This is a genomic window from Nocardia brasiliensis NBRC 14402, from assembly GCF_000308475.2.
GTDB lineage: Bacteria > Actinomycetota > Actinomycetes > Mycobacteriales > Mycobacteriaceae > Nocardia > Nocardia brasiliensis.
In genome coordinates this window covers 82,867-103,714 of sequence record NZ_BAFT02000024.1, presented here as the reverse complement: position 1 = coordinate 103,714, position 20,848 = coordinate 82,867, and the positions used below count along the sequence as shown (strand labels likewise).

Below are 20,848 nucleotides of genomic sequence, written 5' to 3'. Positions count from 1 at the left end.
GGGCAGCTGTGCCGCCAGCGTGTGCGTCAGCGCCTCACCGGCGAGCAGGACCCGGCGCACGCTCGAGCCGAACGGCGCCGTTACCGCGAGTCGATGTGCGGCGAGGGTGGCGGGAGTGAATTGCACGGTGGTGACGGCGTTCTCGGTGATCGCATGGGCCACCGCGCTCGGCTCGCCCTGCGCCGCCGCTGCATCGAGGACCAGCCGAGCGCCGACGGTGAAGGGCCACAGCACCTCCCACGCCGAGACATCGAACGACAGCGCGGTCTTGCGCAGCACGGCGTCGGTGCCGTCCAGCCCGTGCAGGTGCTGCATCCAGGCCAGGTGCGTGCACACGGCGGCGTTGGTGACGCCCACGCCCTTAGGCTCACCGGTGGAGCCCGAGGTGAACAGCACGTACGCCAGATTCTCCGGACGCAGCGGTGCGATTCGCTCGGCGTCGGTCACCGGGGCGGCCGACTCGTCGGCGAGGTCGATGTCATCCAGGTGGAGCACCGGAACATGCGGCGGCGCAACGAATCCGGCACGGCGGGTGGTGAGCACGCAGACCGGCTGGGCGAGGTCGAGCAGGTGGGCGTGCCGCTCCCGTGGATGGCCGGGGTCCAGCGGCAGGTACGCGCCGCCGGTCGCCGTCACGGCGTGCAGCGCGACAATCTGTTCCACCGCGGGTTCGAGCGCGAGCGCCACCACTCGCTCCGGGCCGACATCCGCTCGAATCAGCTTGCGGGCCAATCGGTTCGATGCAGCGTGCAGGTCGGCGTAGGACAGGGTGCGCTCCGGGCCGCTGAGCGCGATCGCCGCCGGTGTGCGGGCGGCCTGCGCGGCGAACAGCGCGGCCAGCGTGGTAGACGGCGCGGCCGCGGTATCCGGACGCTGTCCCACGAGCGGACCGGCCTCGTTCGGAGCGGCCAGACCCACGAGGCCCACCGGGGCGTCCGGTGTGCGGGCGAGTACGTCGAGCAGCCGGATGATCCGGTTCCGATGCGTACGGTGTGCTCCGGGCAGTGCGAGCCGCCAGCCACCGGCGGCTCGGTCATCGAGGCACAGGCCGAGAACTGCCCCCGCTCCTCCGACCGCGGTGACGGTCGCCGCGCCGAGACGATCGAAGGCCGCGCCCGGCAGCATCCGCACTTCGAGTGGCCACCGTCCGAACAGTGGGGCTTCGGCCCACGGATCATCGATATCCGGAATATAGCGGTGGCGGCGCGCTTTACGCAGTTCGCGGCCGACCTGTTTGGCGAGCGCACCGAAACTGTCCTGCGAGTTCACCGTGATGCGCAGTGGCACAGTGGTTTCCCCCACCGTGAGGGCGATCACGAATTCGCCCGTCATGGCCAGCCGGGTGCCGTAGACGGCCAGCGCGGCCAGCAGCACGGCGGGCGCGCCGCCACCACACAATCGAGCGATCCTGGTCAACTCGGCCGACGCCGCGACCTCGGCCCACAACCCGTCGGGAGTCGCCGGGTCGCCCGAATCCATGGGTACCGGAAGCGGTTCGGGCCGGAGCGCGACGGCGAGGCTGTCCGTCCAGTATTCGCGGTCGGCGGCCCACGCACCCGCTTCGCGGTAGCGGCGCTCGTGCTCCAAACGTTCTTCGACCGACCCGAACGGTGCACCGGAATCGGCGACCGCACCGGCACCGTCGAGCAGATCGCGCACCCTGGCCGCCAGCGCGAGCAAGCCCGGCTCGTCGACGACCAGGCGGTGACCACGCTGATACCAGCCGACCCGGTTCGCATCGAGTGGGAAGATCACCTGCCGATACAGCCGCTCGCCGGGAATATCCATTGCACGCGAACGCTCTTCGCTGATCCATTCGGCGACGAACTCCGCGGCATCCACCCCGTCGCAAGTCTGTACGAGGGCCGGGACAGGCGCGGCCTCGAACACCTGGATCGTCCCCGTGTCTTCCCGGAATACGCTGTGCAACACCGGACATGCCGCCGCGGCGGTCTCGACGGCCCAGCACAGGGCTGCCTCGGTCACGGACCCGCTCAGTTCCAGATACAGGTCTACGCAGCCCGTTTCGGCACCGTTGCGGTGGGCTCGCGCCGCGAAGGCGGCACGCTGCGCGTCACTCGGCGCCCGTGGTCCGGTCGTCTCGGCGCGGGGCTGCTCAGCGATAGTCATGGAATCCCTGCCCGGTCTTGCGACCGAAGTGTCCGGCGGCGACCAGCGCCGCGAGGGCGGGTGGCACCCGATAGTGTTGCGCGCCGGTCTCTTGCCGCAGTACGGCGATGGTGTCGGCCACGTTGTCGAGGCCGATCAGGTCGGCGGTGCGCAGCGGGCCCATCCGATGCCCGAGGCACTGCTCGAAGAGCGCGTCCACGGTCTCGGCGTCGGTACCGGTGCCGAGTGTGTCGGCGGCCTCGGCGATGCTCAGCATGAGCAAACGGTTCAGTACGAAGCCGGCGCGGTCGCCGACCACGATGGCGGTTTTGCCGAGTTCGGCGAGCAGACTTCTCGCCCGGTCCAGCGTCGCGGTCGACGTCCGCGCGCCGCGCACGACTTCCACCGCCTCGGTCAGCGGCGCGGGATTCATGAAGTGCAAGCCGAGCACCCGGTCCGGGCGGCCGGTGGCGGCGGCCAGCCGGGCGATCGGGATCGCGGAGGTACAGGAGGCGAGGACGGCGTCCGCGGGACACCGGCGATCGAGTTCGCCGAACAGCCGCTCCTTGAGTTCGATGCGCTCGGTGACGCATTCGATGACGAACTCCGCCTCGCCCAGCTCCTCGATGCGCGCGGCCCACCGCACCCGGCGGGCGGCTTCGCGCGCGATCCCGCGGTCGCCGTGCCCGAGCAGTAGCGCCAACCGCACCGATTCGCCGAGGCCGCGCCGCGCGCGCTCGACGGCGGCCGGATCGGGCTCGACGACCACGACATCCCGGCCCACCTGGGCCAGACACTGCGCGATACCGGCCCCCATGGTTCCCGCGCCGATCACCGCGACCACTCCGCTCATGACTGCACCTCGCTGGCGCTCGGTTCCGCCATGCGCACGGCGCGCCGGCACATGATTCGCTCACGATGTTCGCTCATCGGGTCACCTCGGCTTCCGCGACGCAGCGCAGGGCGATATCGGGCACTGGTTCCGCCGGAGTCGCCAGCAGTCCGCCCACCAGCCGGACGAGATCCGCGGCCATCTCCCGCACGGTCGATTCATCGAAAAGTTCCTTCGCGTAGGTCAATTCCAGGGCGGTGCCGTCGGCGCCGCGGTCCAGCGCCAGCTCCGTTACCGCCGTGGGGGCAGTCCGATAGCGGATCGCCGGGTCGCCCGGCCCGCCTCGCGGTTCTGCCAGTGCCGCCGCGGTCCGCTCGATCAACTCGGCCCCATCGGGCTCGTCGGCCAACTCGATCCGGATCACACCCGTCGCCAACCCCATCGGCACCTGATCGGCACCCGCGTACCAGCTCAGCAGCGCCACCCACGCGGCGAGCAGCACGTCGTCGCCGGGTTCGGCGTCGAGTGCTTGGTGAACCGTGCCCGTGGTGTATCGCACGGCCGTCTGGCTTCTCGGCCGATCGGTCGGAATATCCAGTGGCGCACGGTGTTCGATTGCGGCGTCAGCCGACGGCACCGGTGCGGCGGCGAGCTCGTCGATCGGCCGATCCGGTGCCGATCCGACGAGTTCGGTGAGGATCTTCAGATAGGTGGTCGCGAAACCCGCGGCCGTGCGCTGGGTGAACAGCTCGGTGCTGTACTCGAAGCAGGCCAGCATGTCCTGGTTGTCACTACGGTCGTAGGTGATCAGGCTGAGATCGAATTTCGCTGTCCCGGAGGGCAGTCCGCCGAACGCGTTGTGGATCGAGTGATCCAGGTCGAAGAACTCCGTCTCGCCGGTACCGAGCGGGTTGGCGGTGCCGCTGAGTTCCTGATGCACATAGAGCACGTCGAAAAGCGGCGTGCGCGAAAGATCCCGCTGATCGTCGAGCGCGTTGACCACCCGCTCGAACGGGATCTCCTGATTCTCCAAGGCGCCGAGCACGATCGCACGCACCCGGGCGAGCAGGTCGGCCAGCGTGGCGGGCCCGGACAGGTTGGCCCGCAGCGCGACGGTGCTGTTGAAGAAGCCGATCAGCCCTTCCAGCTCACGCCGGGCGCGCCCGGTCGTCGGGGTGCCGACCACGAGGTCGCGCTGCCCGCTGCGCCGCGCCAGCAGCAGGTAGAACGCCGACAGCAAGACCACGAACAGCGAGACCGATTCGCGTTTGGCGACCACCCGGGCCTGCGCGAGCAGGGCGGCCGGCACTGTGAACGGTTCCAGGTCGCCCACGAACGTCTTGCGTTTCGGGCGCGGGAAATCGGTGGGCAACTGGAGTTTCGGGGCGTCGCGCAGCAGGCTCGTCCAGTACGCCAGTTCGTGGTCGAGGGCGCCGGAGTCGAGGAGGTCGCGGTGCCAGCGCGCATAGTCGCGATAGCGCACCGGCAGCGGCTCCAGCTCGGCCGCCCGGCCCTCCTGACGGGCGGCATAGAGCAGCGGGATCTCCCGGGCCAGAATGCCCGGCGTGGCCCCATCGGTGACGCAGTGGTGGCAGGTCACCTGCAGCACATGCGTTTCCGGGGCCAGCGTCACCACGAGCACCCGGACCAGGGGGTCCTGCGCCAGGTCGAACGGTGCGGTCGCGGCCTCTCGGATCAGCGTGCGTCCTGCGGCCACCGGGTCTGGCGCGGCGGAGACGTCGGCGATCCGGAAGAACTCGCCGAGCGAAGGGCGTACCCGCACCACGGGCAGGCCGTCGACCTCCACGAGGTTGTAGCGCAGCGGTTCGTGCCGCGCGGCGAAGTCCTCGAAAGTGCCCTTGATCGCGGCGAAGTCGAGCGCGCCGCGCAGGACGTTGACCACCGGGTAGTTGTACAGGGTGGTGTCCGGCACGAGCTGGTGGTGAAACCACATGCGCTCCTGCCCCGGCGACATGACCAGCTCGTCGGTGCGCGTGATCGGCGGTACGTCGCGGGCAGGTGCGCCGGTCGCGGCGGCCACGAGATCGGCTCGGCCACGCAGCATCTCGGCAAAGTCGGCCACTCTGGGCTTTTCATAGACTTCGAGGAGCTTGGGGCGGAAGCCGTAGCTCTCGGCGACACGTTCGACCAGTTGCACAGCGATGATCGAGTTGCCGCCGAGGTCGAAATAGTCGTCGTCCAACTCGATTTCGGACTCGGTGTGCAGTAGTTCGCGCAGCACCTCGCGCAACCAGAGCGTCGGATCCGTAGGGGCGGTGGGCGCGACGGCCACCACCTCCGGCGCGGTGGGCCGGGCCGACGACGGCAGTTCGACCCAGCACCTGGTGCTGTGCAACGGATGGCCGGGCAAGCGCACGCGGCGGCCGTCGCCGCCGTTCACCCCGGCCCAATCGAGGTCGAGGCCGTGCTCGTAGAGGCGGCCGAGCAAGCCGAGCGCGCCCGATTCCGCAGTGCCGAAGACGATCCGCGCGTCGGAGCGACTCGCCAGATCCTCGGCGAGGAAACGTCCGAGGATGCCGTCGGTGCTCGGGTCGACGAAGACGACCGGACCCTCGCGCAGCAGCGTCTGTGCCGCGGCGAGCAGCCGCGCGCGGTCCACCGCCGGATCGTCGGCTGCCGCGGCCAATTCGCCCGGGTCTACGGGTGCCGTGGATCCGAGCAGTGCGCGGGACAAGAACTTGGACGCTCCCCCACTCAGCACGGCAGCGAATCGAATACCGCTCGCCCGCAACCGGCTGTGCATGGCGAGTTGACCTGCGAGCACGTTGGCGACCGCCCCGGCAGCGGGGATCTGTCCGGGCAGCGGCGCGGTCTCCTGACCTACCGGTCGCGCACCAGGCGAGAGCAGCAGCGCAACGCGCGGCGCGGCCAGCGGCTCCCGATCCGCAGCGACGGCGGGACCGCGCGAATCGAGCTGTTCGGCGATTTCGGCTGTGCTGCCGGCGATCACGGCGAGGCGCTGCGCGAAGTGCCGACGGCCGTGGCCCAGGGTGAAGGCTACATCTGGCAATTCGACCGTCTGTACCCGAAGGTGTTCTGCCAGTTCGCAGCACAGCTCGGTGAGCGCTTCCGGCGTCCGCGCGGACACCCCGACGAGACGAGGGCGCGGTGGTACTGCTTCGAGCGCCGGCTGTTCGGGTGCCTGCTGGACAACGCAATGGGCATTGGAGCCGCCGAGGCTGTACGAGCTGACCCCCGCCACGCGCGGTTGCTCGCCGGCCCACGCTCGCCCTCGGGTGAGCACCTCGATACCGGCCGCCGCCAGGTCGAGATCCCCGGTGGGACGGTGGAAATGCAGGGACGGGAACAGCACGCCGTCGGCGACGGACAGCACCGCCTTGACCAGACCCGTGACCCCGGCCGCGTGGTCGAGGTGGCCGATATTGGTTTTCACCGAGCCGATCGGCAGCGATTCGGTCCGTCCGGCGAACGCGGCGCGCAGCCCTTCGAGTTCCACGGCGTCGCCGAGCCGGGTCGCGGAGCCGTGCGCTTCGAGGTAGCCGGCGTCGGCGGGATCGGCCGCCGCATTACGCCAGGCCCGCTGGATGACCCGGGCCTGCGCGGCCGCGCTCGGCGTGCTGATGGTGACCGCGGCGTGGCCGTTGTGCAGCACGGCGCTACCCCGGATGACCGCGTACACCGGCGCGCGATCGGCGCGGGCCCGCGCCAGCGTGGTCAGCAGCAGGGCCGCGCCACCCTCACCCGGCACCGTGCCGTCTGCGTCGGCGTCGAACGCGCGCACCTGGCCGCTCGGCGAGGCGATCTCGGTCATCGTCTGCGCGGTCCACACGGGGGTGCCGCCGGCGCGCACGCTGACTCCGCCCGCGAGCGCGTATTCCGCCTCGCCGCAGCGCAACTCGCGGCAGGCGTGATGAACGGCAACCAGCGAGGAATTGCAACCACTCTCGATGGCGTAGCACGGGCCGGTCAAACCGAGCAGATGCGCGATCCGGGCGGGCGTGGCGAAAGGCAGGTTGCCGAGCATGCTCAGCGCGCCCGGGTCCACCGCCATCGCGTGGTAGCTCGGCATCGGCGCGCTGAACACCACCGCGGATGTCGCTTCGCGCAGGGTATCCGGCGCGTAGCCCGCGTCCTCGATCGCCAGATGCGCCAATTCCACCGCGATCCGCTGCTGCGGATCCATCAGGGCGGCTTCGCGTTTGGACAGACCGAAGAAGGCGTAATCGAAGCTGTGGATATCGGTGAGGTGGCCCATGGGCAGGTAGTCGACACCGCGGTCCAGCGCCGTGGCCTCGGCTCTGGCGTCGGGCATGGGGCCGATCGAGTCGCGCCCGGCCGCAAGGTTGGCGCGGAATCGCGCCAGATCCGGTGCGTCCGGGAACCGGGCGCCGATGCCGACGATCGCGATGTCGTCGTCACGAAGGGAGAATGCGGTCACGATTTCCTCTACACCTCGAATGTCATCGGCGCACTGTCCACGGGGCCGGTGGGCAGAGCCGGATCTGCTGCCAGCACACCCGCCTGCGCGGCCACGGTGTCGAGATCGAACAGCATCCCCACCGAAATGGCGCCGGGCCAGCGGGCTTCCAGCCGCACGTGCAGCGCCACCACGCGGTGTGAGTTGCCGCCCACATCCAGAAACCGTTCGTCGCGGTCGAATTCGTCGTGCACCAGCACCTCGGACCAGATCGCGCCCACTGCCCGCTCGAGCTCGGTCCAGGTCTCACGCGACGGCGCCGGTCGCCGCGCCGGTGCAACCAGCAGCGCACGCAGGGCGGCTTCGTCGAGCTTGCTGCTGCCCGGCGCGATCGGCAGCACCTCGATCGCGACGAACCGCTCCGGGACCGACTCGGGCGCCAGATGCTGGGCGCAGTAGGCGGTCAACGCGCCGGTGCTCGGCGGGATCGCGGCGCTGTCGGCCGGCACCCAGAACGCGGCGAGGAACACCGCGTCGTCGGCGTCGCTCTCGGCCAGCACCACGGCCTCGCGCACGGCGGGGTGATTCTCCAGCACGGTCTCGACCGCGGCCCGCTCGATCCGGACGCCGCGCACCTTCACCTGGCTGTCGGCCCGGCCGTGGAACTCGATGTCGCCGTTCGCATCCACCCGCGCGAGATCACCGGTGAGGTACATGCGGGCACCGGGTTCGGCGGCGAACGGATCGGCGACGAAACGGGTCGCGGTCAGGCCCGGCCGGGCCGCGTAACCGTCGGTGACCTGTCCGCCGCCGAGATACAGGTCGCCACGGGCACCGGAACGGACCGGTCGCAGCGTGCCGTCCACGAGGTAGGCCGCCGTGCCCGCGGTGGGCGTGCCGATCGGCACGATATGGCGCTTGCCGTCCGAAACCACGTGGCAGATACAGGTAACCGTGGCCTCGGTGGGGCCGTACTCGTTGTGCAGCCGAGTGCCGGGCAGGGTCGCGTAGTGCTCCTCCGCGAGCCGGACCGGCACTGCCTCCCCGCCGAGCGTCACGATCCGCAGCGTCGCGATCCGCTCCGCCAGGCGAGGCAGCAGCAACCGGTAGAACGAGGGTGTCGAGACCAGGTGCGAAACATGCTGCCGCACCGCCAGTTCGGCGACCGCCTCGACGTCCGGCAGCATTCTGGCGTCGGGCAGCACGCTCGTACCGCCCACGGCGAGTGCCCAGGCCAAACCCATCAGCGACCCATCCCAGATCAGCCGCATCGCCGAAAAAGTGACGAGCTCGCCCTCGGTGTGCGGATAGTCGCGCGATCCGATCAGGGTGGCGAGATTCGCGCGCGAGACGACGACGACCTTCGGCAGACCGGTGGAACCGGAGGTGGTGATCACGTAGGCGGGGGCCCGCATGGGCGGCTGAGCGGGCAGCTCCAGCGCGGGTGTCGGTGCGGCCGCGGCGATGTCGAGCACCGTGAGCCCGGCCTGCGGCGCAGCCGTGAGCGTGGCGGCGACTTCCGCGGGGGTGAGCGGGTCTTGTCCGTCGATGAGCACCGCGGCGCAGTCCGTCGCCGCGAGCACCGCCTGCAACGACTGCTCGCCGCGATCCGGCTCGATCACACACCACGCGGCCGCGGCACGCAGCGCGGCGATCATGCCGACGACGGTGTCCAGGTTCTGCCGCTGGTACACGATGACGGTCTGGCCCGGCCGTACGCCGGCGGCCACCAACCTGCGCGCGAGAGACGCTGTGGCGGTATCGAGTTCACGATAGGTGAGCGAGCGCGTCCCCACCACGAGCGCGGTGCGATCGGGCACCCGTTCGACCTGGGACAGGATTCCGCTCAGCAGGTCGGTCGCGCGGCTGTCCACGGTCGTGCTCATCGCCGCACCTCGACGTGGCTGGTGCCGCTGATGGTGTCCGACGGCAAGTGATGGGCCAACAGCATGCGGTCGCCGTGCTCGACCACCTCGAAGCCGGCGAAACGCAGTGACACCAGCATGATCCGGTTGCGCGGCGTCGCCACGAACTCCGCCGCCGGCCGCCGCCCCGCCGCCCGGGCCCGCCGGACCAGCTCGCCGATCAGCGCCGTCCCGACGCCGCGCGACATCACCCGGCACGACATCAGCAGCAGGAGCAGCACCGCGTCGTCGCCGCGATGCTCGGTGACCGCGAGCCCGATCGTGCCGTAGCCGCCGAACCGGTCGGTCAGGGTGGCGACCAGTACCTCGTGCCGAGGCGAGGCACACAGTGCGCGCAGCTCATCGATATCGAACGTGGTGCCCGTCGTATTGAGTTGATGAGTGCGCACAGTCAGCTCATTGGCCCGGACCAGGTCGTCCTCCGTGGCCTCCCGCACCGTCATCACCAAGTCCAAGGAGGTGAGAAACGCCGCATCCGACCCCTCGAACTCGGACCGGGACTCTTCCCTGGCCCGCTCTGCGCGGTAGTACGAACGGCGCTCCCGTGCTTCGGAAGTCGTTGTGCCCGGCATGAACTCGGGCAGGCCGGGTAGGTCGCCGATACGGTCTGCCGGATAGCAACGCACTTCGGGATAGGCAGCCGCCACTTCGGCCAGCTCGACCGGGTCGTTGTCGACGAACGCAATCGCGTCCCGGCCGATGTTCAGCGTCTCGGCGATCCGGCGGATCGCGGCCGACTTCGGGCCCCAGCCGATCTCGACCGCGGTGAACATCTCCTCGATCCCGTGCAGGCGCAGATGCGCGGTGGTGACGTCGGCTTCGCCGCGACTCGCGACGGCATGCAGGATCCCGCGTTCGTCCAGCGTCCGGATAGCCTGCAGCGCTTCAGGTTTGGGTGCCCCGCCGTCGGACTCGAGCACCACGCCCGGCCACACCGTGTCGTCGAGATCCCAGACCAGGCATTTCACCGTCGAATCCATCACACCCTCCGCACCAGGCCGGCGCTCCACGCCGCGACCGGACTGCTGTTCACCAGCAACGCGTACTCGCCGATCGCCCGGGTCACGGCCGCGGCTTCCAGATTGACCAGCATGTCCATCGAACCGAGGTGGCCGTAGGCCGCGAGGTTGCTGCGGCATGCCTTGTCGACTTGGCGGTCCAGCGCCTCCTCCCAGAAGGCGAAGGCGCCCGCCGACAGGTTCTGCATGATGATCGGCCCCACCGCGTCGGCGGGAATACCGTTGCGGTCCAACAGTTCCGTGATGATCGCCTCGAGCCGCTTCTTGCTCTCCACCGCGAGCCGGAACGAATAGGTGGGTTCGTCCGTACACTCCTCGGTCCAGGCGTCGGACGAGATATCGCGGTAGTCGATTCGGAAGAGGTCCGCGTATTTGCCGTCGCTGCGGACGATCTGATCGATGAACTCCCAGCGCCCGGGGCCCGCGGCGGTGACCAGGACGGCGGCCGCGCCGTCCCCGAGTAGTGTCATCGGGGGCCGATAGCGCTGGGGTGTAGGAGTTTTGGCTGCGGTGACGACCAGCACGGAGCGACAGTGCGGGTCCGCGCGCACCAGTGCCGCGGCCATGGACAACGCGGCCGACACCGAGACGCAGCCGAGATCGCCGACGCCCGTGGTGAATGCGCGTCGCGCGCCGAGGCGGTGTTGCAACCGGGTCGCCTCCGACGCCAGCAGATACTCCGGCGCACGACCCGTGACGAGCAACAGCGCATCGATCTCGTCGGCGCTGCGACCGGCCTCGGCCAGCACCGCCTGCGCCGCTTCGGCGGCGAGATCGACCTCCGTGCTTCCGTCTGCCGTCCGCACCGTATCGATGCCCAAGGCCAGGGCGTGGACCCGGCGCGCGGGCGGCAGCGCATCCAGCTCAGCCAGCCCGGACACCGCCGCCGTCGCGGCGGGGAACCAGGTCGCTACCGGCCCGAGTAGTACGGGTCCGTTCCTCATCGCGCGCCCCGCAAGACGTGCTCACCCATCGCCACTTCGGCGACCTCCTGTGCTCCCTCGATGATCTGCATGACTTTGGCGTCGCGATAGAACCGTCCGGCGCGACTGTCCGGGGCGCACCCGGCCGCACCGAGCACCTGCACGGCGCGTTCGCTCACCGACGCCGCGGCACCGGCGGCCACATACTTGGCGGCGATGGTGGCGACGAGCGCGTCGGCCGAACCGGCAGCGCGTGCCGCGGCCGCCCGGGCGCACATCGCCTGTGCGCCTTCGACTTCCGCCGAGCACCGCCCCAGCGTCGCGCGGATCAGCTGGTGTTCGGCGAGCGCGGTGTCACCCTGGGTGCGCGTATTGGCATGGGCGGCAGCGTCATCCAGGCACGCCCGCGCCAATCCGACACAGCCCCACCCGACCGTGAATCGTCCATGGTCCAGGGCGGTGCCGAGGACATGGGAGAGACCGAATCCCGGCGGCGCGAGCAGTTGGGCCACGGGGATGCGCACGCTGTCGAACCGAATGTGCGCCTGCCGCGCGCCACGCAGGCCGAGCCCGCCCTCGACCGGTTGGATCGAGACGCCCGGGCGGTCTCGGTCGACGAGGGCCGCGCACAAGCTGCCCGCCGCGGTGCCGAGCACCAGGAAGACGTCGGCGACCTGGCCGAAGGTCACCCACAGCTTCCTACCGGACACCAGCCTGTCGCTGCCGTCTTCTTCGAAAGTTGTTGCGACGTTGGACAAATCGGTGCCTGCACCGGCTTCGGTCGCGGCCAACGCGGCCACCGTCGTACCTGCGGCGAGCCTGGGCAGCCAGAGATCGTGTTGCTCGACCGTCCCCCACCGATCAACCGCGGCGCTGACCATACCGTGCACCGTGAGCAACGAACGCAAACTAGTGCAGGCGCGGCCGAGAGTGGCAGCGAGCAGGCCGAGTTCGTGCGCGTCGAGACCGCCGCCGCCGAAGCGCACCGGCCGGTCCGCACCGAGCACACCGCTGCCGGCCGCGAGCGCGATCATCTCGTCGGGCAGGCCGTCCCGATCCCAGCGGGCCGCATCCGTCTCGGCCGCCGCGACCAGATGCGCGACGTCGATCACTAGAGACCGCTCCCGGACAGTTTGCGTTCGACGAACGCCGCGGCACGTGCGGCCGTGCGAAAGTTGTCGAGCTCGAGATCCTCGACATCGACGGTGATCCCGTAGGACTGTTCGACGTGGACCACGATCTCCAGCGATCGCAGCGAGTTGACCAGTCCGAGCGCGAAGATGTCCTCGTCCGCGCCCAACTCCCGGGCCGCCATCGACCCGAAGTACGCCAGCAACTCCCCCGTCAACTCCGCTCGGCGCTGCGCCACCCGCTCACCGTGTTCCACCGACACTCGCTCTCTCGACGCGAACCAGACGGTGCGCCGCACAGGACCTGACCGCGTCCACGACACCATCGTCCGAGGTCACGAACAAGCCCTGGTTTCCATTGGCAAAGGAAGAAAAGGGGGGTGCCGCAGCCCGTCACTCAGCCTCGGCGGCGGTCCTCGCGCAGGCGGTCGATCGCCCTGGCTATCAGGGAGGCCCTGTCGACCAGGCCGGACTTCTGTCGTTCGAAAGCGATCAGGCGTTCGGCGGTCGCGCGGCTGCCCATCACCATCTTCAGGAGCACCGCGTAGTCGCCCGCTGAACTCGACGGAGGCTTGCCGACCATTCGAACAGGCACGTTGGCCATTGTCGGCCTTGGCTTTTCAGGAGTCTGCGCGGCCTTGCGGTACCATTCCTGAGCTTCGGCACTCTTCCCGCGCTTGTCCAGCAACTCGGCCAGGCTGCGCATCCTGCTCGTCTCACCGGCCTGGATTGCCCGGCGAAACCAGATTTCGGCTTCGTCGAGTTGATCACCCCGTTGCAGCACAGCGGCGAGACTGCCCATGGCCTCGGGGTGCCCCGCGACCGCGGCACGGCGCAGCCAGAGCTCGGCTTCGTCCAGCTCGTTCTGGTTACGGATGCTGCGCAACCAGCGCATCGGCGGGCTCCGCCGGTCGACCCGCCCTCGAAGCAGTCGAGCGAGATCGTTCATCGCGGCGGAGTTGCCACCCTCGGCGGCCCGACGGAGCCGGTCCGCCACGTTCTGCGGCTGCGGCACAGCGGGTTTCGCAGGGGCGAACCCTGAGGCGGACGGGGAGGGAGCCGGGTCCGGCGGGCCATTGCGGTATACCGCCAACGCGACGAGGCCGACGAGCACAGCGAGCGCACCCACCCCCAACGCGCCCTTCCCACTCTCGTGGCTGTCGCGTTGCGCCCGTACAGCCTGGTCATAGCTGGTGCCGCCGGCCTGCTCGCCGTTGCGGTACGTGTAACAGACCGAATTCGGGGTCATGGGCCGTTCGTCGCACATCGGCGTCGCGTTCGGATCCTGCGACAACAGGTAGACGCCCATACCGATCGAGATCACCGCCACCGGTACCGCCACCACACCCGCCAGCATCGCCACCAGAAACGCCAATTGCCGAAGAACCAACATCCCGCCCCGCTACCTAGTCCTGCGGCGCACCCGCGCCGGCCGCGACCACACGCTAGTTCTTCGCTCAGCGCCGTTCAAGCCGAATGATGCGGAGCAAACGAGGAGTTCGCGCCCGGCGACTATCACATCGCCACTCGCATGCTTCGGAGTTGAAGCCCGGCCGGGTCCGATCCCCAAGCGAGCGTCGAACTTGCCGGCTGGAAGATCAACTGCCACTTCATATTCCGATTCGGGCGGGGCAGTGCCCGTTTGCGCCCCCGGCAATTCCCCACTCAAATCCCCAGTCCGACAGCTTCTTCTGGGCTGTGCATGCTGCACATAATCGTTGTATCAATCAGAAGCATCCACATTTCGGATGACGATCTGTTACCTCGCGGCCGGCGCGTCTCGCTCGGCCGTGCACCCGGAAAGATTCGTGAGGAACGGCGATGAACAGATATTCGGCGAATTTTGTTCGCGTATCCACTATTTCGGCGCTGGTATCGCTGGCGCTGGCACCCGCGGCACTGTTGGCCGGGCCTGCTGCGGCCGACCCGGTGACGGTCAATTTCAAGTGCCAGGCCAAGCCGCCGATCGGCGCGCCGCAGGAATCGACCATGCCCATGCAGGTCACCGGCACGGCTCCGGCTACCGCGTCGCCCGGTTCGGCGGTCGCCATCAACCTCGTCGCGGGCCAGGGACAGATTCCGGCCGATCAGGGCGGATACAAAATCAATTACGTCCGTGACCTGAAACTGGTCGCCCCCTTCCCGACCAACTCCACCTACGTGTCCTCGTCGCTGACCGGCGGCACCGTCAAGGCGACGATCGACACCAGCGGCGGCAAGGCGGCGATCAAGGTGACCGACCGGCTGCCCGGCGGTTCGACGTTCACCTTGCCCGCGCTCACCGTGAATGTCACGGCAGGCAACTCCGGTTCGATCACCACCACGCTGGCCGGAACCAGTTACGCCGACCCGGGTTTGACCATGGTGGTCAACGCGCAGGCGGGACCTTTCGCGGTGAACGTGCCGGTGTCGTGTTATCCGGACCCGGCACCGATCTTCACCACGACCGTGATCGGTTCCGGTAAGTCGTCACCGACGCCGCAGCCGGTCGAGCCGGGTTCCCCCGGCGTCTTCACGCTGCTCCCCAACCTGGGACTGGGACAGGAACGGTAGCGAAAGGACCACAGAAATCCCCTGCACTGCAGGGGATTTCGTCTTTGCAGACCCAAAACACCGCTACCCCAAGGCGTTACTTGCCACCGGGTTGTTCAAACCGGTCGCGGTCAGCGTGAGGTGCCGGATCAGGATCTCGGCCGCGGCATCACCATCGCGGGCCAGCGCCGCCTCCTCCAGGCGGCGGTGTTCTTCCACACCGTCCCGGTCCGGGTTGCGCTGCGCCGACCAGCGCCGGGTCAACTCGCTCGCGGTCCACATCCGATCGAAGGTCTCCAGCAGAACCGCATTGGCACAGCCCTCCAGCAGCGCCCGATGGAAGATGCGATGGGCTTCGGCCCATTCCGCGCTGTAGTGCTCGGGATCTTCCGGCGTGTACGGCGGCGTGCGGGCCAGGCGGTGATGGGCGGCGCGGACCTGCGCCTCCCAGTCGAGATCGCCACGCGCGATGGACATTCGGAGCACGACCGGCTCGATCGTGCGCCGCGCCTCGGCTATCTCCTGCCAGCGCCGGTCGGACGCGGCGGGAACTGCGAAGCCGCGATTGTGCAGCCGGTCGGCGAGCCCGTCACCGACCACCCGCACCAGAGCCTCACGCACGACAGCCAGACTCACCCCCTGCTCCCTGGCCAGATCCTGCGGCTTGAGTGCCGCCCCGGGCGCGTACTCGCCACGCATGATCGCGTCCCGCAGATGTGCGTAGACCTGCTCGGAGAGCATCAACTTCCCCGGTGCGGCCGCGGATTCGTCCGTCTGCGTCATGCCACGAGCATAGACTATTGGACAGATAATCGATTATTAGTGCTATTGTCGATCATGGCTGACGCTTCAGCCCCGGGTGCGGATTGTGTTCCCGCCCGTAGACGCTCTCCCTGGAAGACGCCATGAACAGCAACAACCCCTTCGCCCGCCTCCCCGAGGCCGCGGCTTTCACCGTCACCAGCACCACCGTCACCGACGGCGACGCGTGGTCGCCCGAGCAGTTCTCCGCCGTCGTGCCCGGCGGCAAGGATGTCTCCCCGCACCCGACCCCCGCCTACCCCGGCTTCACCATCGCGGGACATATTCTCGGTCGCGCGGTTTCGACCGCCACCGCCGAGACGGTCGCCGCATGACGACCGAACAGTGGCAGATCGGCGATATCTCGATCACGAAAATCGAAGAGCTACAAGGCTGGACGCCTGTCGAATTCCTGCTCGAGGTGTTTCCGGCCGCAACGCGGGCAGAGATAGCACGAATCGACTGGTTACGCCCGACCTACTTCGACGGCGACCGGATGAACGGCATGGTCCACTCGCTGCTGGTGCAAACGCCCACACACAAGATCGTGGTCGACACCGGAATCGGTAACGGCAAGCAGCGCATCGCGCCCGCCTTCGATGATCTCGACACGGATTTCCTGGCGAGATTCGAACGGGTGTGGCGGCGCGAGGAAGTCGACGGGGTCCTCACGACCCACTTGCACATCGACCATGTCGGCTGGAACACGATCCGCGAGAACGACGATTGGCAGCCGACCTTTCCGAACGCCCGATACTTCTTCGTGCGTGCGGAATACGAGCACTGGGCGAGCTTCGCGCAGGACCCGCACGCGCATACGGCGTATTCCGAGTTCGGCCACAGCATGGTCGACGGTGCCGCCGTCTTCGCGGACTCCCTCGCCCCGATAGCGGACGCGGGACTGATCACCTGGGTAGAACCCGGTCAGACCGTCGTTCCCGGTATCTCGCTGCTCAGCACGGCGGGGCATACGCCCGGTCACGTGTCGGTCCTCATCGAGGACGGCGGCGAAAGTGCCGTCGTCACCGGTGATTTGATGCACTGCCAGTTCCAGGTCGCGCGGCCGGACTGGTCGGTGGAGATGGACACCGACAGCACGGCCGCCGCCAGCAGCAGGCGGAACTTCCTCGAGCGGTTCGCCGACTCGCCGACCCTCGTGCTCGGAACACATTTCGGCACACCTACCGGTGGCCACGTCGTCCGCGACGGCGACACCTACCGGTTGATCCCGGTACACGGCCGAGAGTTACAGCCCGACGAGCTATCTCACGAAGGAAGCCGCCCATGAAACTCATCGCCTTCGAATCGCCCACCGGACCGCGGATCGGCGAAATCCGCGGCGCGGCAGTGCGCGACCTCGGCCCGATCGACGACTACTACGCCGATCCCGAGGCTGCCGCGAGCACCACCACCGAACCCGACCTTCTCCTCTCCGAATTGCGCTCGGTGCCGCCTGTGCCGAAGACAGCCCGGATCTTCTGCGCCGGCATCAATTACCGCTGCCACGCCGAGGAAGCCGCGCGGGCGGGCGTCGGCGAGCCGGCACTGCCGCTGATCTTCGGTCGCTGGCCGAGCACCCTGGTGGTCGACGGCGACCCTGTTCCGGTCCCGCCGAACGAGGAGGGCCTCGACTGGGAGGGCGAACTGGCGGTCGTGATCGGCCGAAGCACCTGGTGCGCAACCGAAGACAACGCGCTGGCGTCGGTTCTCGGGTACACCGCCTTCAACGATCTCACCGCCCGCAGGAAGCAAACCGACACCATCCAATGGACGCTGGGCAAGAATGCCGACCGCAGCGGGCCGATCGGCCCGGTCCTGGTCACCGCCGACGAAATCGGCGACCCGCACCGGCTCGACATCAGCACCCGGGTGAACGGTGCACTCCGACAGCACGCGAACACATCCGAACTGCTGCACAGCATTCCGCGCTTGATCGCCTACATCAGCGACACCGTGACCCTGCTCCCCGGCGACGTGATCGCGACCGGGACGATGGCCGGCATCGGGATGGCCATGACCCCACCGCAGTACCTGCGACCCGGTGACAGCGTCGAAGTGGAGATCGAATCGATCGGCGTGCTCAGCACCCCCATCGTCGGGCCGGACGTATACCGCCCAGCAGAATCGGCGGCTGGGCGTGCACGTTTCGGGGCCGGGTCTACCGTCCGCTGAGCTCGGCGACGACCGGGGCGAAGCGTTCGGCGAAGTCGGCGCCGAAAATGAAGTAGGAGAAGCCGTTTTCCTCGCGACGGCGCTGGATTTCTTCGATGGCGGCGGCCGGGTCGTCCGGGAGCACGGTCAAGGCGTCGGCGGCGCGCAGGGCGGCGGGGTCGGTGGTCGGTGGCGCCATGTGCGGTGCCACGGCGTCGCCGATGACCGGCACGGCGAGCGCGAGTTCTACGTCCCCGCGGGAACGCACATCGAGGGCGAGCCGCTCGACTTCGGCGCGCGACTGCGGGCCCAGGGCGAAGGTGACCGTGTCGGCGATCTCGGCGGCCAGCGCCCGGGCTTTCGGACCGAGGACGGCCATCCCGACCGGGGTGTGCAGGCCGGGGCCGTCGAGGTCGCGCAGCGCCCGCACGGTATCCCGGATCTGATCCAGTCGCTCGGTCGGCGGTACAACGGGCAGTCCTTTGTCGCGGAGCTCGTCCTCGATTCCCGGCCTGCCGGTGCCGATGCCCATCTCGAAACGACCTTCGGTCAGCACCGACAGCGAGTGCGCTTCCCAGGCGGTCAGCCACGGTGGCCGGAAGGGCGAGGCGTACACCCAGGGGCCCACCCGCAGATCAGTCAGGGCCGCGGCGGTCGCGAGCATGGCGGCGGGCGCGGGTTGGGTCAAGGGGAAGTCGGGTACCAGCAGCGTCGAATAGCCGCTGTCGGCGATGCGGCGCACCCGATCTCGCCACGTCGGCACCTCGCTCATGAGCGGTGCCACAACCCCGAATCGAAACGGCTTCGTCATGCCTGACTTCCTTCTGTTGAGCACGTCTTCGGTACAGACGTAACGACGATCCGGCCGTCCGGGATTCATCGGTGCCGCCGGCGGTACCGGGCCACGTCGACCGGACTAGGTTCGGTGGTATGAGACCGGCCGTGGAAAGCGACTCGCCGCCAGTGGTCCGAGCGACAGCAACCTGCGATGGTGGCCGATGCATTTCTTGGTGATGGTCGTCGGCGGGGACGTCGAACGGCAACTGGCGCTCTACGGCGAGCGCACGCGGCTCACCCCGTATCGCCGCTACGTGGCCGAAGCCGACCTCGAGGTCGACCGACGGGTGCTGCGCGAACACCCGGTCGACGGCGTCGACCCCGACGACATACCGGCGGTATTGCGTTGGGGCGCAGGTGATGCGATGGCAGCCGAGGGTGTCGGCCACGACGAGCGCGGATGGTACTACTGGGACACCGAGAACTGGCAGGCACGGTGGGACTATTGGACCGTCGGCGGCCGCTGGTCGCATCACCTGATCATCCGCGCGGGCAGCACGGCCGTCCGCCCCGACACTTGGTGCTACACAGGGGAACCCGATCCGCACCGACCCGAATGCTGGGAGCCGGCGCACCCCGGCAAACAACTGCACGCCGCGCAGGCGCTGAAGCGCGACATCGATGTCGACGCGATGCGGCGCGCAGCACAGGCCCACGCGGACGAGCAGTGGGACGAGTGGCAGGCCGGTGTCCGGAAAGGACAACATGATCCGCTGCTGGAACGGTACGTCGGCGGGTTCACCCGCGAGCAGTATCGAGTCCGAAATTCCTGGCACCCAGGCTATCTCGTCATCGACGGCCGATGGCACGAACGCGGCGACCGCGGCCTGCGCGCCGACATCAGCGATGAACGAGCAGCGGAGTGGACAGCATTCGTCACCGGGCAATTCGCCCGGCTCCCCGACGACACCCTGATCACCTGCGTAGATTGCCACACCTGAACCGGTTGCGCCGCAGCGGACCTCGCCACGGCGCACGGCACCGTCAGCGCAGCAGACCCAAGGGTAGAACCACCGCCACGCTCAAACCCGAAGCCGCAATGGCCGAATAACCCACCCAGTGGATGAACGTGGCTGCCACCACCGGCAGGTACCGCACTGCCGGAGCATGAGGTGTCCTGTTGGTCGTCATAGCCACCGCCATACCCACTCGGTGCACGGCCATGCACCCCGATCCGAATTCTCGGTGTGCCGGAAAACGCGACAGCGCAGCGGGTTGCGTGCACACGAAGCGGGTATTGCGAGTGCTATCGCGAAAAAGGACGGAGGTCGTACAGCCACGATGACTCGAGCCCGCCACTCCCCACGCCCCCAGGATCCGCAGTTCTCGAGCGGCAGCGCAAGCGCTCCGGCCGATCCGCTCGACCTCGACTTCCGTGCCGACGCGGCGCAACTACCCGTGGTAAGGAACGCACTGCGGGACTGGCTGAGCAGGTCGGCGATGACCGCAGACCAGCAGATGGATGTCGTGCTCGCGGTGGGTGAAGCGTGCACCAACGCCGTCGAACACGGGCATCGCGGCGATGGCGCGACCATCCGGCTTCGGGCGCTGATCGCGGCGAACGTCCTACGGGTCACCGTCCGCGACACCGGGCGCTGGCGACCCCCGGTGGACGATCCGGCATCGTTTCGCGGTCACGGCGTCGCCATGATGCGCGCGCTGATGGATTCGGTGCGGGTGTGCCCAGGGGACTCGGGCACGGTCGTCGAGATGGACGTGCGGGTTCGCCGTTAGCCGGACTGTTCGGCTTGGCTATGTCGGTCTTCGGCTGGCTCGGTATGCGTGGGACGCAGCGCCGCACGTGCCTCGGCGATCGTCGGGTAGACGCTCAACAGGTCGGTCAAGCCGGTCAGCTGCATCGGCCGCAACGTCGCGGGATGACTTGCTACCACGACCAGTCGCGTGCCACGCGGGTTCGGTTGCGCGCCGGCCGCCAGCACGGTCAGGCCCGATGAGGCCATGAAGGTCACTTCGGACAGGTCCACGATGAGACCGTGCGGCGTATCAGTGGTTTGCGCGTCGTCGATGGCGGTGGCCAACTTCGGCGCGGTCAGCACGTCGATCTCGCCGCCGACCCGCACGACGGCCACGCCGTCGAGCATTTCGCGGGCGGTCGTCAGCCAGGTCCCAGCGGGACGTGCAGTTCGCTCCGGCGTCGGTATCCCTGGCTCGTAGTCGGTCACGGGGTGA

At 68.8% G+C, this 20,848-nt stretch carries 18 protein-coding genes; 6 read left to right on the top strand and 12 right to left on the bottom strand.

Going from position 1 to position 20,848, the window contains the following annotated elements:
• From TY25_RS05930 to TY25_RS05890, 9 genes are all read right to left on the bottom strand, one after another.
• The coding region (locus TY25_RS05930; RefSeq protein ID WP_042254695.1) for an AMP-binding protein at positions 1-2,130 on the bottom strand (2,130 nt) is incomplete at its 3' end.
• The gene (locus TY25_RS05925) at positions 2,117-2,962 is read right to left on the bottom strand and encodes a 3-hydroxyacyl-CoA dehydrogenase family protein (RefSeq protein WP_042254693.1); all 846 of its coding nucleotides are present in this window, start codon (positions 2,960-2,962) and stop codon (positions 2,117-2,119) included. The genes TY25_RS05925 and TY25_RS05930, both read right to left, overlap by 14 nt.
• Before the next feature lie 73 nt (positions 2,963-3,035).
• Entirely contained in the window at positions 3,036-7,361 is a 4,326-nt protein-coding gene (locus TY25_RS05920; RefSeq protein ID WP_042254692.1) for a condensation domain-containing protein, read from the bottom strand.
• 8 nt (positions 7,362-7,369) lie between these two features.
• A complete protein-coding gene (locus TY25_RS05915; protein ID WP_042254690.1) occupies positions 7,370-9,226 on the bottom strand; it encodes a non-ribosomal peptide synthetase in 1,857 nt (618 codons plus the stop codon).
• Positions 9,223-10,245, bottom strand: coding sequence for an HAD-IIIC family phosphatase (locus tag TY25_RS05910; protein WP_042254740.1), 1,023 nt, complete (start codon positions 10,243-10,245; stop codon positions 9,223-9,225). Before TY25_RS05910 ends, TY25_RS05915 begins: the two co-directional genes overlap by 4 nt.
• Entirely contained in the window at positions 10,245-11,228 is a 984-nt protein-coding gene (locus TY25_RS05905; RefSeq protein WP_042254687.1) for a beta-ketoacyl-[acyl-carrier-protein] synthase family protein, read from the bottom strand. Before TY25_RS05905 ends, TY25_RS05910 begins: the two co-directional genes overlap by 1 nt.
• On the bottom strand, positions 11,225-12,319 hold the full coding sequence (locus tag TY25_RS05900; protein WP_042254685.1) for an acyl-CoA dehydrogenase family protein: 1,095 nt from the start codon (positions 12,317-12,319) through the stop codon (positions 11,225-11,227). Before TY25_RS05900 ends, TY25_RS05905 begins: the two co-directional genes overlap by 4 nt.
• Entirely contained in the window at positions 12,319-12,594 is a 276-nt protein-coding gene (locus TY25_RS43480; protein WP_226887313.1) for an acyl carrier protein, read from the bottom strand. The genes TY25_RS05900 and TY25_RS43480 overlap by 1 nt, the downstream gene beginning before the upstream one ends.
• Positions 12,595-12,734: 140 nt before the next feature.
• Positions 12,735-13,700: a tetratricopeptide repeat protein gene (locus TY25_RS05890; protein ID WP_146153960.1), complete on the bottom strand. Its 966-nt coding sequence runs from the start codon at positions 13,698-13,700 to the stop codon at positions 12,735-12,737.
• A gap of 458 nt (positions 13,701-14,158) precedes the next feature.
• On the opposite strand from TY25_RS05890, the gene TY25_RS05885 reads away from it, so the two are divergent.
• Positions 14,159-14,890, top strand: a complete 732-nt coding sequence (locus TY25_RS05885; RefSeq protein WP_052382833.1) for a hypothetical protein — start codon at positions 14,159-14,161, stop codon at positions 14,888-14,890.
• A gap of 63 nt (positions 14,891-14,953) precedes the next feature.
• Here the strand turns inward: TY25_RS05885 and TY25_RS05880 are convergent, their stop codons facing one another.
• Positions 14,954-15,652, bottom strand: a complete 699-nt coding sequence (locus TY25_RS05880) for a GntR family transcriptional regulator (RefSeq protein ID WP_042254682.1) — start codon at positions 15,650-15,652, stop codon at positions 14,954-14,956.
• A 122-nt stretch (positions 15,653-15,774) separates the two neighbouring features.
• On the opposite strand from TY25_RS05880, the gene TY25_RS05875 reads away from it, so the two are divergent.
• From TY25_RS05875 to TY25_RS05865, 3 genes are read left to right on the top strand one after another with little or no spacing between them, the layout of a single operon-like run.
• On the top strand, positions 15,775-16,005 hold the full coding sequence (locus TY25_RS05875; RefSeq protein WP_042254681.1) for a hypothetical protein: 231 nt from the start codon (positions 15,775-15,777) through the stop codon (positions 16,003-16,005).
• Positions 16,002-16,958 carry an MBL fold metallo-hydrolase gene (locus tag TY25_RS05870; protein ID WP_042254679.1) on the top strand — a complete coding sequence of 319 codons (957 nt, stop codon included), beginning with the start codon at positions 16,002-16,004 and terminating at the stop codon, positions 16,956-16,958. Before TY25_RS05875 ends, TY25_RS05870 begins: the two co-directional genes overlap by 4 nt.
• Entirely contained in the window at positions 16,955-17,842 is an 888-nt protein-coding gene (locus tag TY25_RS05865) for a fumarylacetoacetate hydrolase family protein (RefSeq protein WP_042254678.1), read from the top strand. The genes TY25_RS05870 and TY25_RS05865 overlap by 4 nt, the downstream gene beginning before the upstream one ends.
• Here the strand turns inward: TY25_RS05865 and TY25_RS05860 are convergent.
• Positions 17,829-18,632: an LLM class flavin-dependent oxidoreductase gene (locus tag TY25_RS05860; protein WP_042254676.1), complete on the bottom strand. Its 804-nt coding sequence runs from the start codon at positions 18,630-18,632 to the stop codon at positions 17,829-17,831. The genes TY25_RS05865 and TY25_RS05860 overlap by 14 nt on opposite strands.
• Before the next feature lie 187 nt (positions 18,633-18,819).
• Here TY25_RS05860 and TY25_RS05855 point away from each other — a divergent pair, with 187 nt between their 5' ends.
• Together TY25_RS05855 and TY25_RS41470 are read left to right on the top strand one after the other, a co-directional pair.
• Positions 18,820-19,599 carry a hypothetical protein gene (locus TY25_RS05855; RefSeq protein WP_042254674.1) on the top strand — a complete coding sequence of 260 codons (780 nt, stop codon included), beginning with the start codon at positions 18,820-18,822 and terminating at the stop codon, positions 19,597-19,599.
• Between the two features lie 340 nt (positions 19,600-19,939).
• Positions 19,940-20,392, top strand: coding sequence for an ATP-binding protein (locus TY25_RS41470; RefSeq protein WP_162184185.1), 453 nt, complete (start codon positions 19,940-19,942; stop codon positions 20,390-20,392).
• Here TY25_RS41470 and TY25_RS05845 read toward each other — a convergent pair.
• Positions 20,389-20,841 carry an STAS domain-containing protein gene (locus tag TY25_RS05845; protein ID WP_146153959.1) on the bottom strand — a complete coding sequence of 151 codons (453 nt, stop codon included), beginning with the start codon at positions 20,839-20,841 and terminating at the stop codon, positions 20,389-20,391. The genes TY25_RS41470 and TY25_RS05845 overlap by 4 nt on opposite strands.
• Positions 20,842-20,848: the final 7 nt, after the last annotated feature.

Excerpts from the sequence above, each read along its gene's own strand:
- TY25_RS05885 (WP_052382833.1), top strand. The coding sequence starts at position 14,159 with ATGAACAGATATTCGGCGAATTTTGTTCGCGTATCCACTATTTCGGCG.
- TY25_RS05905 (WP_042254687.1), bottom strand. The coding sequence starts at position 11,228 with ATGAGGAACGGACCCGTACTACTCGGGCCGGTAGCGACCTGGTTCCCC.
- TY25_RS05855 (WP_042254674.1), top strand. The coding sequence starts at position 18,820 with ATGCATTTCTTGGTGATGGTCGTCGGCGGGGACGTCGAACGGCAACTG.
- TY25_RS05875 (WP_042254681.1), top strand. The coding sequence starts at position 15,775 with ATGAACAGCAACAACCCCTTCGCCCGCCTCCCCGAGGCCGCGGCTTTC.
- TY25_RS05925 (WP_042254693.1), bottom strand. The coding sequence starts at position 2,962 with ATGAGCGGAGTGGTCGCGGTGATCGGCGCGGGAACCATGGGGGCCGGT.
- TY25_RS05870 (WP_042254679.1), top strand. The coding sequence starts at position 16,002 with ATGACGACCGAACAGTGGCAGATCGGCGATATCTCGATCACGAAAATC.
- TY25_RS05880 (WP_042254682.1), bottom strand. The coding sequence starts at position 15,652 with ATGACGCAGACGGACGAATCCGCGGCCGCACCGGGGAAGTTGATGCTC.
- TY25_RS05915 (WP_042254690.1), bottom strand. The coding sequence starts at position 9,226 with ATGAGCACGACCGTGGACAGCCGCGCGACCGACCTGCTGAGCGGAATC.
- TY25_RS05910 (WP_042254740.1), bottom strand. The coding sequence starts at position 10,245 with ATGGATTCGACGGTGAAATGCCTGGTCTGGGATCTCGACGACACGGTG.
- TY25_RS05865 (WP_042254678.1), top strand. The coding sequence starts at position 16,955 with ATGAAACTCATCGCCTTCGAATCGCCCACCGGACCGCGGATCGGCGAA.
- TY25_RS41470 (WP_162184185.1), top strand. The coding sequence starts at position 19,940 with ATGACTCGAGCCCGCCACTCCCCACGCCCCCAGGATCCGCAGTTCTCG.
- TY25_RS05860 (WP_042254676.1), bottom strand. The coding sequence starts at position 18,632 with ATGACGAAGCCGTTTCGATTCGGGGTTGTGGCACCGCTCATGAGCGAG.